Raw genomic sequence first — 17,357 nt, forward strand, 5'->3', positions numbered from 1 at the left:
ATGGATCGCCGCAGGTGAGATACGGACGGCTTCCGGCGGTGTGCGAGCATGTCGACCATGGCCCGACCCAGGAACCAGGCGGAACGCCGCGCCCAGCTGATCGACGCGACCGCCAGGACCGTGGTGGAGCTCGGGGCCACGGCCACCAAGCTGCGGGACGTCGCCAGGGTGGCCGGCGTCACTCCCGCCTCGGTGCTCTACTACTACGCCGACATCCAGGAACTGTTCGCCGCCGTGTTCGAGCGTAGCGCCGCGACGTACTTCGTCAGCCGGCAGGAGGCCATCGCGGCGGCGGAGGGTCCGGTGGCGCGACTGCGCGCCTGCGTCCGCAGCGGCGTGCCCTGGCCCGGGGAGGGCGAGACCAGCACCCGGCTGCTCTTCGAACTGTTCCCGGTGGCGCTGCGCAACGAGGGCGCCGCCGGCCGGCAGCGCACCTTCGCGCACCAGCAGACCGAGCTCTACCGTCAGGTGCTCGAACTCGGGCAGGAGAGCGGGGAGTTCACGCTGACCGGGGACGCCTGGGCCTTGGGGCGCTCCTTCGTGGCGCTGGAGGACGGGTACGCGATGGACCTGCTGGTCGGCAACGCGACCGCCCAGGACATCGAGGACCGCCTGCTCGACCACGCCCGCGTCGTCACGGGCAACCCGGCCTTCCGCCGGGGCGACTGACGGGCCGCCGGACGGGCGGAGGGGGCCCGCCCCACCGGCTCGGCGGAGGTGGCTCGCCCCGCCGAGCGGCCTCCGCCCCGGTGACGGCTCGGCAGGCGGGCCGGTCCGACGCGCCTGCGGCAGGCGGCACGTCCGGCCGGCCGTCGCATCCGCGTCCGCCTGCGCCGCCCGGGCCCAGCGGGCCCCGCATGTCCAGCAGCACGTTCTCCGGCTTCACGTCCCGGCACGACTGCCGTGCGTCACACCGCCCCATGAGACACGCCGCCCCTCCCCCAGGGCGACATCCGCCCAGCGGCCACGGGAAGAAGGCCTGTCCGGGGCGACGCCACGCCTCCCGCTCAAAGCACGACCGGGCCCCCGGCGCTCGGCGCCGGGGGCCCGGTTCCACGAGCCGCGGAGTCAGCGCTCCGTCGTGCCGTCGCTCCCGTAGGAGCGGCGCACCGCGTCGGCGGTCTTGTCGGTCTGCGCGTCGTACCTGTTCCCCGTACGCTCGTCGACCATCCGCTCGGCGCTCTCGACGCCCCTGTCGGCCTGGTCCGGGTGGCCCTTGGCCATCTCCTTGGCCTTGTTCGCCATGTCTCCCAGCTTGCCCATGAGCTACCTCCCGGCGATACGTGTGCGTCGTACTCGGCCGCAAGTACCCCCGCCCCGCGCGAAGCATGCCGGTCGCTCACAAACCGGGTGAGGGCGGGGAATCCGGCACGCTGCCGCAGCCACGCTTCGGCGGAGGGCGTCCGGTGAGGACCGGGGACCGCCCGGTCCTGCCCGGCCCGAGGGAGCGGGCCGGGCGGCCGGGGAGCGCGGCGGGTCAGGACCTGGCGCGGCGCAGCAGGGCATATCCCGCGCCGGCGAGCCCCGCGGCCGCGGCCGCCTGCGCCACGTGGTGCCGGCTCGCCCACTGCTGCGGGCTGGAGGCGTGTGCCCGGTCGTCGAAGACACCGTGCGTGCCGCGGTCCTCCTTCGCGTCCGCCGGCTCGAAGAGGTTGCCGTCACCCTGGGTGGGCGGGAAGGCGTCGGTCTGCTGGGAGTCGAATCCGGTGCGGGCGAGGTAGCGGTCCAGCAGCCCCGGCACGACGGCGTTGGCCAGGAGTGTCGCCACCGTCGAGGCCCCGACCCAGTACTCGCGCCGCCGCGGGTGGTCGGCGGCGCGCAGCACGGCGCGCGCCGCGACCTCCGGCTGGTAGATCGGGGGCACCGGCTGGGCGTGCCGGGGCAGGTGCGTACGCAGCCAGGTGAACTGCGGCGTGTTGACGGCCGGCATCTGGACCATGGTGACCCGCACCGCGGACCTGTCGTGCAGGAGTTCGCAGCGCAGGGACTCGGTGAAGCCCTGGATGGCGTGCTTGGCGCCGCAGTACGCGCTCTGCAGCGGGATGCCGCGGTAGGCGAGGGCGGACCCGACCTGCACGACGGTGCCGCGGTCGCGCGGCAGCATGTACGTCAGTGCGGCCCGGGTGCCGTGGACGTAGCCGAGGTAGGTCGACTTCGTGGCCTGGAGGAACTCCTCCGCCGACAGGTCCATGAACCGGCCGAAGGCCGCGGTGAAGGCGTTGTTGACCCAGACGTCGACCGGGCCGAGTTCCTCCTCGACGCGGCGGGCCGCCTCCCGCACCTGGTCCGGCTCGGCCATGTCGGTGACGACGGGCAGCGCCTGCCCGCCCGCCTCCCGCACCTCGGCCGCCGCCGCGTCCAGGCCCGCCCGTCCCCGCGCGAGCAGCGCCACCCGCGCCCCGCGGGCGGCGAACATCCTGGCCGTCGCCCGTCCGATGCCGGCGCTGGCCCCGGTCACGACCACCGTCTGCTGTCCCGTCGTGCGGCTCATCCGCCCTCCTCCTGCGTCATGTGTCCGTGGTTCCAGGTATCGCGTTCCCCGTGTCGGGAAACGGGGCCCGGGCCGAGCGTCCCGGCTCCGCCGAACCGCCGAGCGCCGGTCACGGGCCGTGCGCCGATCCCGAGTCCGGCGCGGCCGTGCCCGGGCGGCGAGCACCGGGGGCGCTGTGCGGCCGGCCGGTGGTCCGGTGACCGTGGGGCGGGTGCCGCCGGGCCGCGTGTCGAAGAGGTGGGCCCGGGTACGCGGGTGGCAGCGGATGCGCTACGGCTGGGGAGTGAAGCGATGCTGATGGCGAGCCCTGTGGTGTTGCGGAATCTGGTGGAGCAGTACGAGGCCCTGGTCGTCCTGCATGCCGAGCGGGGCGGTGTGCAGGCGCAGCAGCGGATGGAGGACGTGGCCTACACGCTGTGCGTCTCGACCGGGACGCGGGACGTGGACGACGCCCTGGCCGCTGCCCGCCGTCAGCTCGGCTCCGGCTCCGGGCCTTCCGGTGCCACCCCGTCGGTGACCTGACGCACGGTGGCGGCGTGATGGGCCGCGCGGACGCCGGCGAGATGCTGCGCCGGTTGATGCAGGCCGGCCACACGGTGACCTTGGAGCGGCTGCCCGGGCTCGTCGCCGAGCACGCCGTCGGCGCCGGGCCGCACGCTGTGGCGGTCTTCGCCGTCGACGTCCAGGAGACGGTCCTGACGCAGATCACCGGTCGCGGTGTGGACGCGGCCGACGGCGGTGAGCGGCTGAGGATCGACGGCAACCTGGCCGGGCCGGCGTACCAGCGGGTGGACGTCCTCCCCGAGCCGGTACGCGAAGGGCGGCAGCGGCGGCGCCGGTGGGTGGGGGCTCGCGGCCGGTGACGGTGTCGCCGTCGTGCCGCACCGCGCATCGTGGACGTCCGCCACCACTCCGACCGCCAGACCCTGCACGAGGCCCTGCGCCGTCTGCTGCGCGCCGTCGTGGAACACCACGCGGGGGCGTGGAACACCACGCGGGCCGCCTCGGCGACGACGCCAGCGTCCTGCCGGCCGAGTGGCGTGCCGGCCACCAGGACAAGCCACCCCCTGACCCCGCCGGCCCGGCCGGTCCCGCGGAAGGCGACGGCCGTGACCAGTGACTCCCCCACCCACCGGTGGCTCCCCCGCTCCCCCGGCGCTGCGGTCGGGACGGACGCCGCGGCGCTGCGGCCGGTCCCGGGTGCCGCCACGCGCGGAGCCGAACGGCGCCGCAGTGTTTGAGTGAGCCGGGTCGCGGGACTTGCTGCGTGGGGCACCCTGAAGCAGACGGGGGCGACGCCGGGCGGGCGCGACCAGCCGTGACCGCCCGGGCCGGAACGCGCCCGTTCCCCGCCGGGGCGGCGCGCGGCGAGCGAAAGGCCGCTGATGATCACCGTTGGTGTCGAGGAGGAGTACCTGCTGGTCGAGCCGGTCACGGGCCGGCCGGTGTCCCTGGCGGAGAAGGTACGCACGTCGGCCGACCTGGAGCCCTTCGTCACCGCGCACGAGATCCAGCCGGAACTGCTGCAGGCGCAGATCGAGGTGGCCACACCGGTGTGCGCCACGCTGGAGGAGGTCGGCGGGCACCTGCTGCGGCTGCGCCACGCCGTGGCCGGCGCCGCGGAGGCCCACGGCTGCCGCATCGTGGCCGGCGCCACCTCGCCGCTGCGGCAGGGTCTGCCGCTGCCCGTCACCGACCAGGTCCGCTACCGGGCGATGCAGCGGCAGGCCCCGCAACTGGTGGCCGAGCAGGTGGTCAACGGCATGCACGTCCACGCCGCCATCCCCAGCCGGCAGGCGGGCGTGCAGGTGCTCAACCGCGTCCGGGGGTGGCTGCCGGTCCTCACCGCGATGGCGGCCAACTCCCCGCTGTGGGACGGACAGGACACCGGTTTCGCCAGCTGGCGCACCATCGTCTTCGGCCGTTGGCCCGTCAGCGGCCTCCCGCCCCACTTCGCCGACGCGGCCGACTACGAGCGGCGGATCCAGCGGCTGCTGTCCACCGGCGTGATCGGCGACAGGGGACAGCTCTACTGGCAGGCCCGCCTGTCCGAGCGCTACCCCACCCTCGAGGTCCGCTGCCTGGACGTGCAGCTGCGCTCGGACGAGGCCGTGATGTTCACCGGCCTGGTGCGCGCGCTGGTCGACACCGCGCTGCGCGAGCTCACGGCCGGTGTCCCGCTGACGGTCCCCGACCCCGAGCTGCTCCAGATCGCGATGTGGCAGGCCGCCCGCCACGGCCTGAGCGAGGACCTCGTCGACCCCGCCGGCCGGCGCGTCCGCGCGGGTGACGCCGTCAGTCAGCTCCTGGCGCACATCGCTCCCGCGCTCGACGCGGCCGGTGACACCCGCGAGGTCACCTCACTCGTCCACCGCCTGCTGCAGCAGGGCACCGGCGCGGACCGTCAGCGCCAGAGCCTGGCGGAAGGGGGCGTCGACGCCGTCGTCGCCATGATGATCGATGCCAGCACCATGCCGTGAGCGACCACGGGTGGACGGCCGGCGGGTGGGGCGACGCGGCGGTGTCGCCTCCGCCCGGCAGCCGGGCAGGACCGGTGCGGGGCGGTCCGGCGGATCGTGCCGCCGACGCGGGGTCCGGCACGCCCGTCCGCGGCGTTGGCGTCGGCTGCCGGCCGCGTCGACGCCCCCTTTGCCCCGCAGCGGCACGCACCGGACTCCGCACACCCGGGCTGCGAGGTGCCGCCGGTTTCCTCCGACTCGATGCGCCGGGCCTTCACCACGTGGGCCCACGCGCTGCCCCGGACGACCGCCGGCCGGACGGTTGCGACCACCTACGCGGTGCCCGCGCTGGTCGTGCTGATGTCGTGGCCGGCGCTCGGCGAGGTGCCGGGACCGCTCACGCTGGTGGGCGGCGCCCCGTGCCCGGCGGGTGTGGCGGTGTCGCGGTCCCGGGCCCGGTCGGGGACGACGGCCCGGACGGCCGCGGTCCCGGCTCCGGAGCAGACGGAGGCAGGGGAACCGCGGCCCGGCCGGACGCCCGGCTCAGTGTGAGCGGGCCCGGTCCGCGAGGACCTTGATGGAGACCAGGGCGATCAGCGACAGCCCGATGATGTAGCCGGAGACGGCCATCGAGGTGCCCGTCGCCTCCAGCAGCAGCACCATGACGAACGGTGCCAGCCCGCCGCCGGCGACAGCGGCGATCTGGTAGCCGAGGGAGGCTCCGGTGTAGCGCATCTCCGGGGTGAACAGCTCGGCGAACAGCGCCGCCTGAGGGCCGTACATGATGCTGAGGAAGCAGCTCGCGACGAACGTGCTGACCGCGAGCCACAGCAGCGACCCGGTGTCGATCAGCAGGAACATCGGCACGGCCCACAGCGCGATGCCGACCGCGCCGATCGCGTAGATCCTGATCCGGCCGAGCCGGTCGGACAGGGCGGCGGAGGCGGGGATCAGCACCAGCTGGGTGAGGCTGACGCACAGGGAGACGGTGAGGACAGCGCCCTTGTCCATGCCCAGTTCACGGGTCGTGTAGTCCAGGACGCCGGTGATGATGATGTAGAACGTCGCGGTGTTCACCGCGAAGGAGCCGCCGGCCAGCAGCACGGTGCCGAGGTGACCGCGCAGGATGGTGCGCAGGGGGGAGTTCTTCTCGCCCTTCTCCTTCTCGGCCAGCGCCCGCTCGGCCTCCCGGAACTCCGGGGTCTCCTCCACCCGGGTGTGGATGTACCAGGCGAGGGCGAGCACGAGCAGCCCGACCAGGAAGGGCACGCGCCAGCCCCAGGAGGCGAACGCGCTGTCCGAGGTGAAGGCGCCGGCCAGCAGGAACACGCTGTTGGCGGTCACCACGCCGATGGGGACGCCGAGCTGGACGACGCTGCCGTAGACGCCGCGCTTGCCCTCGGGGGCGTACTCGGTGGCCAGCAGCATCGCGCCGCCCCACTGCGCGCCGACGGCGACGCCCTGCACGATGCGGAGCAGGACGAGCAGGATCGGGGCGGCGACCCCGATCGTCTCGTACGTCGGGAGCAGGCCGATGCCGGTGGTGGCCACGCCCATCAGGGTGAGCGCGAGCACCAGCATGGGCTTGCGGCCGCGCTTGTCGCCGAGCTGACCGGCGATGATGCCGCCGAGCGGACGGGCGAGGAAGCCGACGGCGAAGGTGGCGAAGGACGCGAGGACCCCGGCGGTGGGGCTCCCGGCCGGGAAGTACAGATCGCCGAGGGCCAGGGCCGCGGCGATACCGAAGACGAAGTAGTCGTACCACTCGACGGCCGAGGCCAGGGCGGCTGCCGTGGCGACCCGGCGGCGGTTGGGGGCCGCGGGAGTGGTGGAGGTGAGCGGCTGGGCGGAAGGCGCGGTGTCCATGCGGTGCACGCTCCGATGGGTGCGGGGACGGAACAGGCGGAACAGGGCGAATCAGAGGGAACGGTGAAACGGTGGCCCGGGTTCCGGGGAACGTACTGACCGGACGGTATGTACGTCAACGGGTTGAGCGCCGCGAGTTTTACCTGCACAGGGCGCCGGGCTGTGCGTCCACAGGGGCGCGGGCATGACACGGGCCCCGGCCTCGCGGGGAGGCCGGGGTGCTCGGCGGGCCGGGGCCAGTGCCCCGACGGGCCCTGGAAGACCACCAGGGCCCGTCCTCCCTTGCCGGCCAGCATGTTGTCGAAGACGGCCTTGGATGCCGCCCAGGGCGATGCGCTCCGTCACCAGCGCGCCCAGGTCGAGGCGGCCCGCCCCGAAGTGCTCGGCCGGCACCGGCAGCTCCCGGGCCGGATCGGAGGTGCCGTAGACGCAGCCGGAGAGGGTCCGGCCCCAGTGGAAGATCTCCAGGGCGCTGAAGGCGGCCTCCTGGTCCTTGCCCCGATGCCGACGACGGTGGTGCGGCCACCGCGCCGTGTGGAGTCCCAGGCGGTGCGGATCGTGCTCGCCCGGCCGACGCACTCGACGGCCACGTTGCCGGCGTCTCCTCGGCGAGCCGGGCCGCGGTCCGGCCGCCGGAAGCCGCCCGCCGCTGGAGCGCCTCGAAGGAGAGTCGCCCACCAGACCGGATCACCAGCTCGCCGTCGACGACCAGGCCGTCGGGCAGGCTGTAGGCCGCGCGCACCAGATCCGGGGATCGCGACTGCACCAGGTTGCCCCGCCGTGACCGCAGCAGCACGGGTCCGGGGGCCGGGCAGGGCGTGAACAGGATCGCCCGGTAGCCATCCCGCCTAAGGCGCGGGCGTGGTGTAGCGCAGGAGTGCTCCGACGCCGTCGTCGAGGGCCAGTTCCTCGTACGGCACCACCACCAACTCGGCGCCGGTGTGAGCGGCCGCCCGGATCAGCAGCGCGTCGGCCGGCTCCTGGGCCACTGCGGGAGCCCCGAACGCCTCGAGTTCCTCCGCGGACAGGGCGATGTGCGTCGGCTCCGGTCCCGTCCACAGCCGCGCCGGAGACGGACCGGGCTGATCGTTGACGAACAGCGCCTGCACCTGGCCGCGCTGCAACGCGCGCACAGCCGCGGCCATGCCCTCGCACGAGGCCCGGTGACGGGAGCGTTGCGCCAGGTACCGGTCGAAGTGGGTGCGGTCCCGGTCGCCGAGCCGGCCATCGAGCAGGTTCGCGAGGTCCTGCTCCAGCAGGGCGCGCCCCGGCGCGGCCCGGGGCGGCTCCTCGCCGTCCACGGTGATCACGCGTTCGTGCAGTTCGGGGGGCAGTCGGTTGACGAACACGCCCCTGGGCCACGGGTCGCCCTGCTGGGCCCACACCACGATCACTTCGCTGCCGTGGTCGCGGACCGCCCGCTCCGCCGCCTCCGTGACGCGCACCGCGCCCTGCTGCCACTGTGCGGCGGGCATCGCGTAGGAGGAGACCGGCTGCGGCGCGACCGTGCTGGCCGGCCAGCGGCCCGCCTGCAGGGAGGCCACGACGGAGTCGGCTTCCCCCGAGGGACCGGCGCCGGGGCCGGCGTCGGCCGGCCCCTCCCGGCTGATGACCACCGCCAGGTAGGAGATGTCGGGCGCGCGCTGCACGGCCAGCGGCATGGCGTCGGGGAGCCGGCTGTAGCGGGCGGTGTCGCGCTCGGGCGGGCGGGGAAGTTCCTGGGCCAGGAGCACCTGCCCGTCGGCGGCGAACAGCGCCTGGCCGTGCGGGCCGTCCACGTCCCGGTCCGCGCCGACCCCGCCGCCCAGCGCGGACAGCGTCGCCCGGTCCGCTCCCTCGGCGGCCAGCTTCTCCCGTGCGTGCCTCCACCGCAGCTCGATGGCCCGGTCCGGATCGTCGATGTCGCGCGAGGTGTCCAGGCAGACGCTCGCGACGGGGCCTTCGGCGGCGTAGAGGGGATCGAGGAAAGACAGTCTCACGGGCCCTCCCTCCGGTGTCTGCCAAGCCCGAGTCCCCCCGGCCGCAGACCCCAACCGGTGCACGTTTCCTCGCAGGCACCCAGCCGGCTCGGTTCCGTACGGACCACAGCCCCTGGAGCCTGTGCGCGGCGTCGCGCCGCCCCGGCGCGGGCGGGAGTGTGCGGCCCCGCCGTGGGGCGGGGCGGTGCCCTACGCTGGAAGGGTCCCAGGCCGGTGGAGCGCTCCCCGGAAGGGCGGACGCTGTCGCCGGTGGATCTGGGCCCGGCCACCGAAGGAGTGCGGACATGGCCTCCCAGGCATCCATGGAACCGGCGTCCGAAGGACAGGCCTACCAGGGACAGTCCTCCGAAGAGCCGGCTGGTTTCCCCGATCTGCGTCTGCGGGACGAACTGCTGCACGCGTTGTCCGGCCTGGGGTACGAGGAGCCCACGCCGATCCAGCGGGAGGCCATCCCGCCGCTGCTGGAGGGCCAGGACCTCATCGGCCAGGCGGCGACCGGGACAGGCAAGACCGCGGCCTTCGCCCTGCCCCTGCTCGACCGCACCCCGCCCGACGGACGGGGAGCGTCCCCGGCCGCACTGGTGCTCGTCCCCACCCGGGAGCTGGCCGTTCAGACCTCTGAGGCGATCCACCGCTACGGCCAGGAGCTGGGCACCCGGGTGCTGCCCGTCTACGGCGGGCAGTCGATGGCGCACCAGCTGCGGGCACTGGACCGGGGCGTCGACGTCGTCGTCGCCACCCCCGGACGCGCGCTGGACCACATCGGCCGCGGCAGCCTGCGCCTGGACCACCTGGGCACCGTGGTGCTCGACGAGGCCGACGAGATGCTGGACATGGGATTCGCCGAGGACATCGAGGCGATCCTGGACGACACGCCGGAGAACCGCCAGACGGTGCTGTTCTCCGCCACGATGCCGGCGCGGATCGAGAAGATGGCCCGCCGCCACCTCCAGGATCCGGTGCGCATCCGCATCGAGCGCCCGGCGCCGGCCGAGGGCGAGGCACCGCTGGTGCGGCAGACCGCGTATGTCGTCCCCCGCTCGCACAAGCCCGCGGCGCTCGGGCGGATCCTGGACATCGAGACGCCCACGGCGGCCCTGGTGTTCTGCCGCACCCGGGACCAGGTCGACCACCTCGCCGACACACTCAACGGCCGCGGCTACCGGGCCGAGCCGCTGCACGGCGGCATGAGCCAGGAGCAGCGCGACCGCGTGATGGGCCGGCTGCGCGCCGGGACGGCCGACCTGCTGGTGGCCACCGACGTCGCCGCGCGCGGCCTGGACATCGAGAACCTCAGCCACGTGGTCAACTACGACCTCCCCAGCGCGCCCGAATCGTATGTGCACCGCATCGGCCGGGTCGGCCGTGCCGGCCGGGCCGGCGTCGCCGTCACCCTCGTCGAGCCCCGTGAGCACCGCACGCTCAAGACGATCGAGCGGGCCACCCGGCGGACCATCGACGTGCAGGCGCTGCCCACCGTCGCCGATCTCCGGGCCCACCGCATGGAGCTCACCCGGGCCGCGCTGCGCGAGACCCTCGTGGAGGACGGCTACGAACCCTTCCGCGGGGTGGTCGAACCGCTCACCGAGGAGTTCGACGTGATGGACGTGGCCCTGGCCGCGGTCAAGCTCGCCCACGAAGCCGGTGAGATGGACGGCGGGGACGAGGAGGAGATCCCCCAGGCCTCCTTCCGGCCGCAGCAGCGCGCCGTCGGCGGCCGTGACCGGCGGGACAGGCCCGCCTCCCGCGGCGGCCGGGTCCCGACGCAAGGCATGACGCGTCTGTTCGTCGGTGCCGGACGCACCTCCGGCATCCGTCCGCAGGACCTGTTCGGCGCCGTTGTCGGGGAGACGGCCCTGGAGAGCCGGGACATCGGCGGCATAGAGATCGCCGACCGGTTCTCCCTGGTCGAGGTCCCCGAGTCGGCCGCCGACGACGTCATCCGCGCGCTGCGGGGCACCACCATCAAGGGCAGGAGACCCACCGTCCGCAGGGAACGCACGCACCTGCGGTAGCCATGCGCCCGGCCCTGTGCGCGCCGGTGGAGTCCCGCTCCGTTCCGCGGCCCCGGCGTCCCGGCGTACGAGCCGGCCGGCGAGCCGGGCGCCACCGCCGCGTTGCCCTGCTGTGCGCGCGGCGGGGCCGCCCGACCCGCCTTTGCGGCACGTACGCTCGCGCTCACGACGCAGCCGGAACGTTCCACGGGCCGGCCCGGTACCCTCCCTCACCGCGGTGCCCCACGACCGGCGCGGTGCTCGGCGGCCGGCGGGCCGGGGGCGGGCAACGACAGGCCCGGCCCCCGCGGGTCGCGGGGACCGGGCCTGTCGGGGACGCGCGCCCGGCTCAGCCCTGGCGGGCCTTGAAGCGCGGGTCCTTCTTGTTGATCACGAACGTCACACCCCGGCGGCGTACCACCTGCGCGCCGGGCCTGGACTTCAGCGAACGCAGTGAGTTGCGGACCTTCATGACACGTCCTTCCCGTACTGGGCGCCGGACGGGCCCCCGGTCACCGGCGGCGCGGGACTCGGGACGGATGCCCGGCTCGGTTCTGCCCGGCGGCGGCCGGCCACCGGGCGGCGGCGGCCCTTACCGTCCGGATCACCGCACCTCGCGGAACGGGACGTGCTCCCCCGCCACCGGGTCGTACTTGCGCAGGACCAGCCGGTCGGGGTCGTTGAGACGGTTCTTGCGCGTCACGTAGGTGACGCCGGTGCCGGCCGTCGACTTCAGGGTGACGACCGGACGGGTGGTGTTGCGTGCCACGATGCCTCTCCTTTCGCCCACATCACGGACTTCTGGTCCGCGCATGTCAGCTACGTCCGGTTCAACCATGTCCCCGGCCGTGGCATTCCCGCCCGGCTGCGGAGGCGGGGCAACGGCTGCTGTCCCGCCCCGCGTCGCCTCCCGCCCGCCCGCCCCGCGCGAGCGTCCGGAGGCTCTTTTCGGCGTCAAGAGGCGCCGCCGCACATTCCGTCGCGCACGTCACCCCGCGGCGCGGGCGGTTGCCCCCGGCAGTCCGGTCCCGCCGGGGACGCCGGGGCGGCGACACCGGCGTCCGTGGGGCGGCCGGTGCGTACTCCTGGCGGAACGCCCGGATGCCCGGGTACCGGAGTACTCGGGCATCCGGGCGTGCGGTGGGCCGGGGGTGGGGCCCCTGCTCGAAGAGCCCGGCGGAGCGTGCCGGGCGTGCGTCGCGGGGCAGGGCCCGTGTGCGGGGTACGGGCCCTCAGGCGACCGCCTCCCCCGCCGGCTCGGCGCCCGCCACCTCGTCGCGCTGCTGCTCGAACTGCGTCCGGTACAGCTCCGCGTACCGGCCGCCGGCCGCGAGGAGTTCGCTGTGCGTGCCCCGCTCGACGATGCGGCCGCCCTCCACGACGAGGATCAGGTCGGCGGTGCGCACCGTGGACAGCCGGTGGGCGATCACCACCGCGGTCCGGCCCTCCAGCGCCTCGGTGAGCGCTTCCTGGACCGCCGCCTCCGAGGTGTTGTCGAGGTGGGCGGTCGCCTCGTCGAGGATGACCACGCGCTGGCGGGCCAGCAGCAGCCGGGCGATGGTCATGCGCTGGCGCTCGCCGCCGGACAGGCGGTAGCCGCGTTCGCCGACGACGGTGTCGAGGCCGTCGGGCAGGGAGCGGACGAGGTCGTCCAGGCGGGCCCGGCGCAGGGCGTCCCACAGCTCCTCCTCGGTCGCCGTCGGCCGGGCCAGCAGCAGGTTGGCGCGCACCGTGTCGTGGAAGAGGTGCCCGTCCTGGGTGACCATGCCGAGGGTCGCCCGCAGGGAGGCGGAGCTCAGGTCGCGGACGTCGACACCGCCGACGCGCACGGCGCCCGCGTCGACGTCGTACAGCCGCGGCAGCAGCTGGGCGACGGTCGACTTGCCGGCGCCGGAGGAGCCGACGAGCGCGACCGTCTGGCCTGCTTCCGCGCGGAAGGAGACCCCGTGCAGCACCTCGGCGCCGCCGCGGGTGTCGAGGGTCGCCACCTCCTCCAGCGAGGCCAGGGACACCTTGTCGGCGGACGGGTAGCCGAAGCGGACGTCGTCGAACTCCACGGCGACCGGCCCCTCGGGCACCTCGCGGGCGTCCGGCTTCTCCTCGATCAGCGGCTTCAGGTCCAGCACCTCGAAGACCCGCTCGAAGCTGACCAGGGCGCTCATCACCTCCACGCGCGCGCCGGCCAGCGCGGTGAGCGGCGCGTACAGGCGCGTCAGCAGCAGGGCCAGGGACACGACGGCGCCCGCGTCCAGGGTGCCGCGCAGCGCGAAGAACCCGCCGAGACCGTAGACGAGGGCCAGCGCCAGGGAGGACACCAGCGTGAGCGCGGTGATGAACGCCGACTGGGCGGTCGCCGTGCGGATGCCGATGTCGCGCACCCGGCGGGCCCGGGCCGCGAACTCCACCGACTCCTCCTCGGGGCGGCCGAACAGCTTGACCAGGGTGGCGCCGGGGGCCGAGAAGCGCTCGGTCATCCGGGTGCCCATCGCCGCGTTGAGCGTGGCCGCCTCCCTCTGCATGCGGGCCATCCGGCTGCCCATCCGCCGGGCCGGCACCACGAACACCGGCAGCAGCACCAGCGCCAGCAGCGTGATCTGCCAGGACAGGGTGAGCATGACGGCGAGCGTGAGCACGAGCGTGACGATGTTGCTCACCACACCGGACAGGGTGTTGCTGAACGCGCGCTGGGCGCCGATGACGTCGTTGTTCAGCCGGGAGACGAGCGCTCCCGTGCGTGTCCGCGTGAAGAACGCGACCGGCATGCGCTGCACATGGTCGAACACGGCCGTCCGCAGGTCGAGGATGAGCCCCTCCCCGAGCGTCGCCGACAGCCGCCGCCCGAGGATGCCGAGGACTCCCTCGGCCACCGCGAGCAGGGCGATCAGCAGGGCCAGGCGTACGACCGTGCCCTCGTCGCCGCCCGAGACGATGGCGTCGACGACGCGGCCCGCGAGCAGCGGCGTCGCCACGGCGAGCAGGGCGGTCACCACCCCGAGGGCGACGAAGTACACGATGCGGCGGCGGTGCGGCCGGGCGAAGGCGCCGATGCGGCGCAGGGTCGCGCGGGCGAACGGGCGGCGCTCCTGCTCGGCGGTCATGACGCTGTGCAGCTGCGTCCAGGCGGTGGTCTCCATACTCATGGGACGAACCTAGAACCTGGAGCAACGTTGAGGTCAATGCGCCGGGCCGGGGAACCCGTGGCGCCGATGTCCGGCGGGGTGACCGGGGAGTAGCCTGCCCGTCCCGTCACGCGCAGGAGGAGGCCGCCGCCATGCCGGTCAGGATCGAGCACCGGGGTCACGTCACCACCGTGATCCTCTCCCGCCCCGAGGCACGCAACGCGGTGGACGGCCCGACCGCGGCCGAACTCGCCGCCGCCTTCACTGACTTCGAGGCCGACGAGGACGCCCGGGTGGCGGTGCTGTGGGGCGAGGGCGGCACGTTCTGCGCGGGCGCGGACCTGAAGGCGATCGGCACCGACCGCGGGAACCGGGTCGCCGAGGAGGGGGACGGCCCGATGGGGCCGACGCGCATGCGGCTGTCCAAACCGGTCGTCGCGGCGGTCGCGGGACACGCCGTGGCCGGCGGACTGGAACTGGCCCTGTGGTGCGACCTGCGGGTCGCCGAGGAGGACGCCGTGTTCGGGGTGTTCTGCCGCCGTTGGGGCGTGCCGCTGATCGACGGCGGCACGGTACGGCTGCCGCGGCTGATCGGCACGAGCCGGGCGCTGGACATGATCCTCACCGGACGCCCGGTCCCGGCGCGTGAGGCGTACGAGATGGGGCTGGCGAACCGGGTCGTTCCCACCGGGCGGGCCCGTGCCGAGGCCGAGCAACTCGCCGCCTCGATCGCACGGTTCCCGCAGGACTGCCTGCGCTCCGACCGGGCCTCGGTCCTCGCCCAGGAGGGCCTCGGCGAGGAGAGCGCCCTGCGGAGCGAGCTGCGCCACGGTGCGGGCGTCCTGGCGCGGGCCACGGAGGGCGCCGCCCGGTTCGCCGCGGGCGCGGGACGGCACGGTTCCCTCACCTGAGGCGCGGCCCGGCCCGCCGGCGCCGGCGCGGCGGACTCCCGCGCCCACCGCGGCCGGCCAGTAGGCCGCGACCGGGCAGTAGGTCGCGGGCACGGCCGCGCGGGGCCGCTTGGAGTCCGCCCGTCGCGCCGGGTGCGGAGGGTGGCCGGAGTCCGTGTCCCGCGGCGAAGCCGTGCGGACCGAACAGGCGGACGGGTCGCTTCCGTCCGTCGGATCGGCACCCCTCCGGTCCACCGGAAGCCGCCGGTCCCGGTACGAACTGCCCTGCCGGGTACGGCAGGATGTGCGAGTGCGCCGGGAGCCGGCCTCCCCCAGCGGGAGCGCCGGCCGGCGCGCTCGCACATCCCGGAACCGAGCAGGTGACAACTCGTGACGCAACTCCACATCCGGCCGTCGGCGGCCCCGTGCGCCGCAGCGCGTCTTCCCGGAGGTGACCGATGAGCCGCGCACTGACCCTCGACGACCTCCTCCTCGCCGGCGTCGCCCTGGCCGCCGGCCTGGTGGCGGCCTTCCTGCTGCGCATGCTGCTGCGCTGGCTGGGCAAGCACGCCGGCCGCACCCGCTGGAGCGGTGACGACGTCATCGTGGACGCGCTGCGCACGGTGGTCCCGTGGGCGGCGGTCGCGGGCGGCGCGGCCGCCGCGGCGGCGGTGCTGCCGGTGACCCGGACCGTGCAGCACAACGTGAACCAGACGCTGAGCGTGCTGCTGATCTTCGTGACGACGCTGACGGCGGCCCGGGTGATCGCCGGCCTGGTGCGGACGGTCACCACGTCCCGCTCCGGCGTGGCCGGGTCGGCCACGATCTTCGTCAACATCACCCGCGTCCTGGTGCTGGCGATCGGCTTCCTGATCGTGCTGCAGACGCTCGGCATCTCCATCGCGCCGCTGCTCACCGCCCTCGGTGTCGGCGGCCTGGCCGTGGCACTCGCCCTGCAGGACACCCTGGCCAACCTCTTCGCCGGCGTCCACATCCTCGCCTCCCGGACCGTGCAGCCGGGCGACTACATCCGGCTGAGCACCGGCGAGGAGGGCTACGTCGAGGACATCAACTGGCGGCAGACCACGGTCCGCCAGCTGTCCAACAACCTGGTCGTCATCCCCAACGGGCAGCTCGCGAAGACGAACATGACCAACTACACGCGGCCCGAGCAGGAGCTGACGATCCTGGTGCAGGTGGGGGTCGGCTACGAGAGCGACCTCGACCACGTCGAGCGGGTGACCACCGAGGTGATCGCCGAGGTGATGACCGAGATCACCGGCGCCCTGCCGGAACACGAGCCGGCCATCCGCTTCCACACCTTCGGCGACTCGCGGATCGGCTTCACGGTCATCCTGGGCGTCGGCGAGTTCAGCGACCAGTACCGGATCAAGCACGAGTTCATCAAGCGCCTGCACCGGCGCTACCGCGAGGAGGGCATCCGCATCCCGGCGCCCACGCGGACCGTCGCCCTGCAGCAGGGCTCCGTCGTCATCCCGCACCAGCGCATCGACGCCGACGCGGCGGCGGAGACGGCCGTCGCCGACTGACGGGCGGCGGAGACGGCCGTCAGTCGGCGACTGGCGACGGAGACGGCCGTCGCCAGTCGCCGACTCCCGCCGGCCCACCCGGGGACCGTGCGCGCCGGCCTGCGCGGGCCGGCCTGCGCGGCCCGGCCGCCCGCGGACCCACGCACACGGGGGCGGCCGCCACGGGCCGCGGCACGCACGGGGCCGGCCGCCGCAGGCCGCCACGCACGGGACCGGCTCCCACGGACCCGCACGCACGGGGCCGGCCGCCGCAGACCGCCACGCACGGAGCCGGCTCCCACGGACCCGCACGCACGGGACCGACCGCCGCAGGCCGCCGCGCACAGAGCCGGGTGCTTGGGGCCAGGTGCCCGGGGCCGGCCCCAACGGAGCCGGCGTGATCGGAGCCGGGTGCTTGGGGCCGGGTGCCCGGGCCGGGCGCGAACGGAGCCGGCGTGATCGGAGCCGGGTGCTTGGGGCCGGGCGGTGCGACGTCTTGGATCCGGGCGCCGTGCCGTCCGTATGCTCGAACCATCATGACTTCCGACCCGGACCCCACGACGCCCCCCGCGCCTGTCGCCGCGATCGACCGGCGGCTGGACGAGGTCGCCCGGCATCCCTTCCGCGCGAAGTTCCACCTGCGCGGAAGGGACCGGGCCACCGCCGAACTGCACGGCCCCTCCACCCTGCGGTGGCACGCCTACGACCTGATCGCCAGGCGGCTGGCGCCGGCCGAGCCGTACAAGGACGGCAAGCAGACGCCCTACCGGGGGCACCCTGTCTTCGTCGCCCAGCACGCGACCGCCACGTGCTGCCGCACCTGTCTCCAGCGCTGGCACGGCATCCCCAAGGGCCGGGAACTGAGCCGCGCGGAGCGCGCCTGGGTGGTGGACGTGATCTGCCGCTGGATCCAGCGCGAGCTGTCGGGCGAGGCGCCCGCGGCGGGGCCGCGCTGACGGCGGTGGGCGCCGCCGCCGGGGAGGCGGCCCGCGGTCGCGGGCGGTGCGGACCGGCCGGGCGGATCCGGCCC

General features: G+C 74.7%; 15 protein-coding genes and 2 pseudogenes. 9 read left to right on the plus strand and 8 right to left on the minus strand.

Annotation, left to right across the window (positions count from 1 at the left end; translation table 11 throughout):
• Window positions 1–57 precede the first annotated feature (57 nt).
• A complete protein-coding gene (locus tag ABZ920_RS14135; RefSeq protein ID WP_361503280.1) occupies window positions 58–669 on the plus strand; it encodes a TetR/AcrR family transcriptional regulator in 612 nt (203 codons plus the stop codon).
• 399 nt (window positions 670–1,068) lie between these two features.
• On the opposite strand, the gene ABZ920_RS14140 is transcribed toward ABZ920_RS14135, so the two are convergent.
• Both ABZ920_RS14140 and ABZ920_RS14145 read right to left on the minus strand, forming a co-directional pair.
• Complete coding sequence (locus tag ABZ920_RS14140) at window positions 1,069–1,263, minus strand: antitoxin (RefSeq protein ID WP_361503283.1); 195 nt, start codon at window positions 1,261–1,263, stop codon at window positions 1,069–1,071.
• A 214-nt stretch (window positions 1,264–1,477) separates the two neighbouring features.
• Window positions 1,478–2,491: an SDR family oxidoreductase gene (locus ABZ920_RS14145; protein WP_361503285.1), complete on the minus strand. Its 1,014-nt coding sequence runs from the start codon at window positions 2,489–2,491 to the stop codon at window positions 1,478–1,480.
• A 291-nt stretch (window positions 2,492–2,782) separates the two neighbouring features.
• On the opposite strand from ABZ920_RS14145, the gene ABZ920_RS14150 reads away from it, so the two are divergent.
• The 4 genes and pseudogenes from ABZ920_RS14150 to ABZ920_RS14165 form a co-directional block, all read left to right on the plus strand.
• Entirely contained in the window at window positions 2,783–3,013 is a 231-nt protein-coding gene (locus ABZ920_RS14150; RefSeq protein ID WP_361503288.1) for a DUF5133 domain-containing protein, read from the plus strand.
• A 17-nt stretch (window positions 3,014–3,030) separates the two neighbouring features.
• Window positions 3,031–3,354: a hypothetical protein gene (locus ABZ920_RS14155; protein ID WP_361503291.1), complete on the plus strand. Its 324-nt coding sequence runs from the start codon at window positions 3,031–3,033 to the stop codon at window positions 3,352–3,354.
• A gap of 522 nt (window positions 3,355–3,876) precedes the next feature.
• Window positions 3,877–4,971, plus strand: a complete 1,095-nt coding sequence (locus tag ABZ920_RS14160; protein ID WP_361503294.1) for a glutamate--cysteine ligase — start codon at window positions 3,877–3,879, stop codon at window positions 4,969–4,971.
• A 237-nt stretch (window positions 4,972–5,208) separates the two neighbouring features.
• A pseudogene (locus ABZ920_RS14165) lies at window positions 5,209–5,502 on the plus strand (EamA family transporter); the annotation flags it as partial.
• Here ABZ920_RS14165 and ABZ920_RS14170 read toward each other — a convergent pair.
• The 3 genes and pseudogenes from ABZ920_RS14170 to ABZ920_RS14180 all read right to left on the minus strand — a co-directional run bounded on the left by ABZ920_RS14170 (window position 5,494) and on the right by ABZ920_RS14180 (window position 8,795).
• Window positions 5,494–6,816 (minus strand): MFS transporter, encoded by a 1,323-nt coding sequence (locus tag ABZ920_RS14170; RefSeq protein WP_361503297.1) that lies wholly within the window; start codon window positions 6,814–6,816, stop codon window positions 5,494–5,496. The pseudogene ABZ920_RS14165 and the gene ABZ920_RS14170 overlap by 9 nt on opposite strands.
• 257 nt (window positions 6,817–7,073) lie before the next feature.
• Window positions 7,074–7,409 (minus strand): annotated as a pseudogene (locus tag ABZ920_RS14175) (zinc-binding dehydrogenase); the annotation flags it as partial.
• Window positions 7,410–7,664: 255 nt separating this feature from the next.
• Window positions 7,665–8,795: a hypothetical protein gene (locus ABZ920_RS14180; RefSeq protein WP_361503300.1), complete on the minus strand. Its 1,131-nt coding sequence runs from the start codon at window positions 8,793–8,795 to the stop codon at window positions 7,665–7,667.
• Between the two features lie 284 nt (window positions 8,796–9,079).
• Here ABZ920_RS14180 and ABZ920_RS14185 point away from each other — a divergent pair, with 284 nt between their 5' ends.
• Window positions 9,080–10,810, plus strand: a complete 1,731-nt coding sequence (locus ABZ920_RS14185) for a DEAD/DEAH box helicase (protein WP_361503303.1) — start codon at window positions 9,080–9,082, stop codon at window positions 10,808–10,810.
• 328 nt (window positions 10,811–11,138) lie between these two features.
• Here ABZ920_RS14185 and ykgO read toward each other — a convergent pair whose 3' ends face one another.
• From ykgO to ABZ920_RS14200, 3 genes are all read right to left on the minus strand, one after another.
• The gene (gene ykgO / locus ABZ920_RS14190; RefSeq protein ID WP_361503306.1) at window positions 11,139–11,261 is read right to left on the minus strand and encodes a type B 50S ribosomal protein L36; all 123 of its coding nucleotides are present in this window, start codon (window positions 11,259–11,261) and stop codon (window positions 11,139–11,141) included.
• 132 nt (window positions 11,262–11,393) lie between these two features.
• Window positions 11,394–11,558, minus strand: coding sequence for a 50S ribosomal protein L33 (rpmG, locus tag ABZ920_RS14195; RefSeq protein ID WP_361503309.1), 165 nt, complete (start codon window positions 11,556–11,558; stop codon window positions 11,394–11,396).
• A gap of 463 nt (window positions 11,559–12,021) precedes the next feature.
• On the minus strand, window positions 12,022–13,923 hold the full coding sequence (locus ABZ920_RS14200; RefSeq protein WP_361503533.1) for an ABC transporter ATP-binding protein: 1,902 nt from the start codon (window positions 13,921–13,923) through the stop codon (window positions 12,022–12,024).
• A 137-nt stretch (window positions 13,924–14,060) separates the two neighbouring features.
• Between ABZ920_RS14200 and ABZ920_RS14205 the strand changes: the two genes are divergently transcribed.
• The 3 genes from ABZ920_RS14205 (at window position 14,061) to ABZ920_RS14215 (ending at window position 17,283) form a co-directional block, all read left to right on the plus strand.
• Window positions 14,061–14,819 carry a crotonase/enoyl-CoA hydratase family protein gene (locus tag ABZ920_RS14205; protein ID WP_361503312.1) on the plus strand — a complete coding sequence of 253 codons (759 nt, stop codon included), beginning with the start codon at window positions 14,061–14,063 and terminating at the stop codon, window positions 14,817–14,819.
• A gap of 437 nt (window positions 14,820–15,256) precedes the next feature.
• On the plus strand, window positions 15,257–16,348 hold the full coding sequence (locus tag ABZ920_RS14210) for a mechanosensitive ion channel family protein (protein WP_361503315.1): 1,092 nt from the start codon (window positions 15,257–15,259) through the stop codon (window positions 16,346–16,348).
• A gap of 515 nt (window positions 16,349–16,863) precedes the next feature.
• Window positions 16,864–17,283 (plus strand): DUF4186 domain-containing protein, encoded by a 420-nt coding sequence (locus ABZ920_RS14215; RefSeq protein WP_361503318.1) that lies wholly within the window; start codon window positions 16,864–16,866, stop codon window positions 17,281–17,283.
• The last annotated feature ends 74 nt before the right edge of the window (window positions 17,284–17,357 follow it).

Origin of the sequence: Streptomyces sp. NPDC046831 (genome assembly GCF_040645305.1) — a bacterium.
GTDB lineage: Bacteria > Actinomycetota > Actinomycetes > Streptomycetales > Streptomycetaceae > Streptomyces.

Bases quoted from the DNA above. Each gene is read 5' to 3' on its own strand.
- ABZ920_RS14160 (WP_361503294.1), top strand. From the start codon at position 3,877: ATGATCACCGTTGGTGTCGAGGAGGAGTACCTGCTGGTCGAGCCGGTC.
- ykgO (WP_361503306.1), bottom strand. From the start codon at position 11,261: ATGAAGGTCCGCAACTCACTGCGTTCGCTGAAGTCCAGGCCCGGCGCG.
- ABZ920_RS14200 (WP_361503533.1), bottom strand. From the start codon at position 13,923: ATGGAGACCACCGCCTGGACGCAGCTGCACAGCGTCATGACCGCCGAG.
- ABZ920_RS14205 (WP_361503312.1), top strand. From the start codon at position 14,061: ATGCCGGTCAGGATCGAGCACCGGGGTCACGTCACCACCGTGATCCTC.
- ABZ920_RS14155 (WP_361503291.1), top strand. From the start codon at position 3,031: ATGGGCCGCGCGGACGCCGGCGAGATGCTGCGCCGGTTGATGCAGGCC.
- ABZ920_RS14145 (WP_361503285.1), bottom strand. From the start codon at position 2,491: ATGAGCCGCACGACGGGACAGCAGACGGTGGTCGTGACCGGGGCCAGC.
- ABZ920_RS14185 (WP_361503303.1), top strand. From the start codon at position 9,080: ATGGCCTCCCAGGCATCCATGGAACCGGCGTCCGAAGGACAGGCCTAC.
- ABZ920_RS14170 (WP_361503297.1), bottom strand. From the start codon at position 6,816: ATGGACACCGCGCCTTCCGCCCAGCCGCTCACCTCCACCACTCCCGCG.
- ABZ920_RS14150 (WP_361503288.1), top strand. From the start codon at position 2,783: ATGCTGATGGCGAGCCCTGTGGTGTTGCGGAATCTGGTGGAGCAGTAC.
- ABZ920_RS14210 (WP_361503315.1), top strand. From the start codon at position 15,257: ATGAGCCGCGCACTGACCCTCGACGACCTCCTCCTCGCCGGCGTCGCC.
- ABZ920_RS14135 (WP_361503280.1), top strand. From the start codon at position 58: ATGGCCCGACCCAGGAACCAGGCGGAACGCCGCGCCCAGCTGATCGAC.
- ABZ920_RS14140 (WP_361503283.1), bottom strand. From the start codon at position 1,263: ATGGGCAAGCTGGGAGACATGGCGAACAAGGCCAAGGAGATGGCCAAG.
- ABZ920_RS14215 (WP_361503318.1), top strand. From the start codon at position 16,864: ATGACTTCCGACCCGGACCCCACGACGCCCCCCGCGCCTGTCGCCGCG.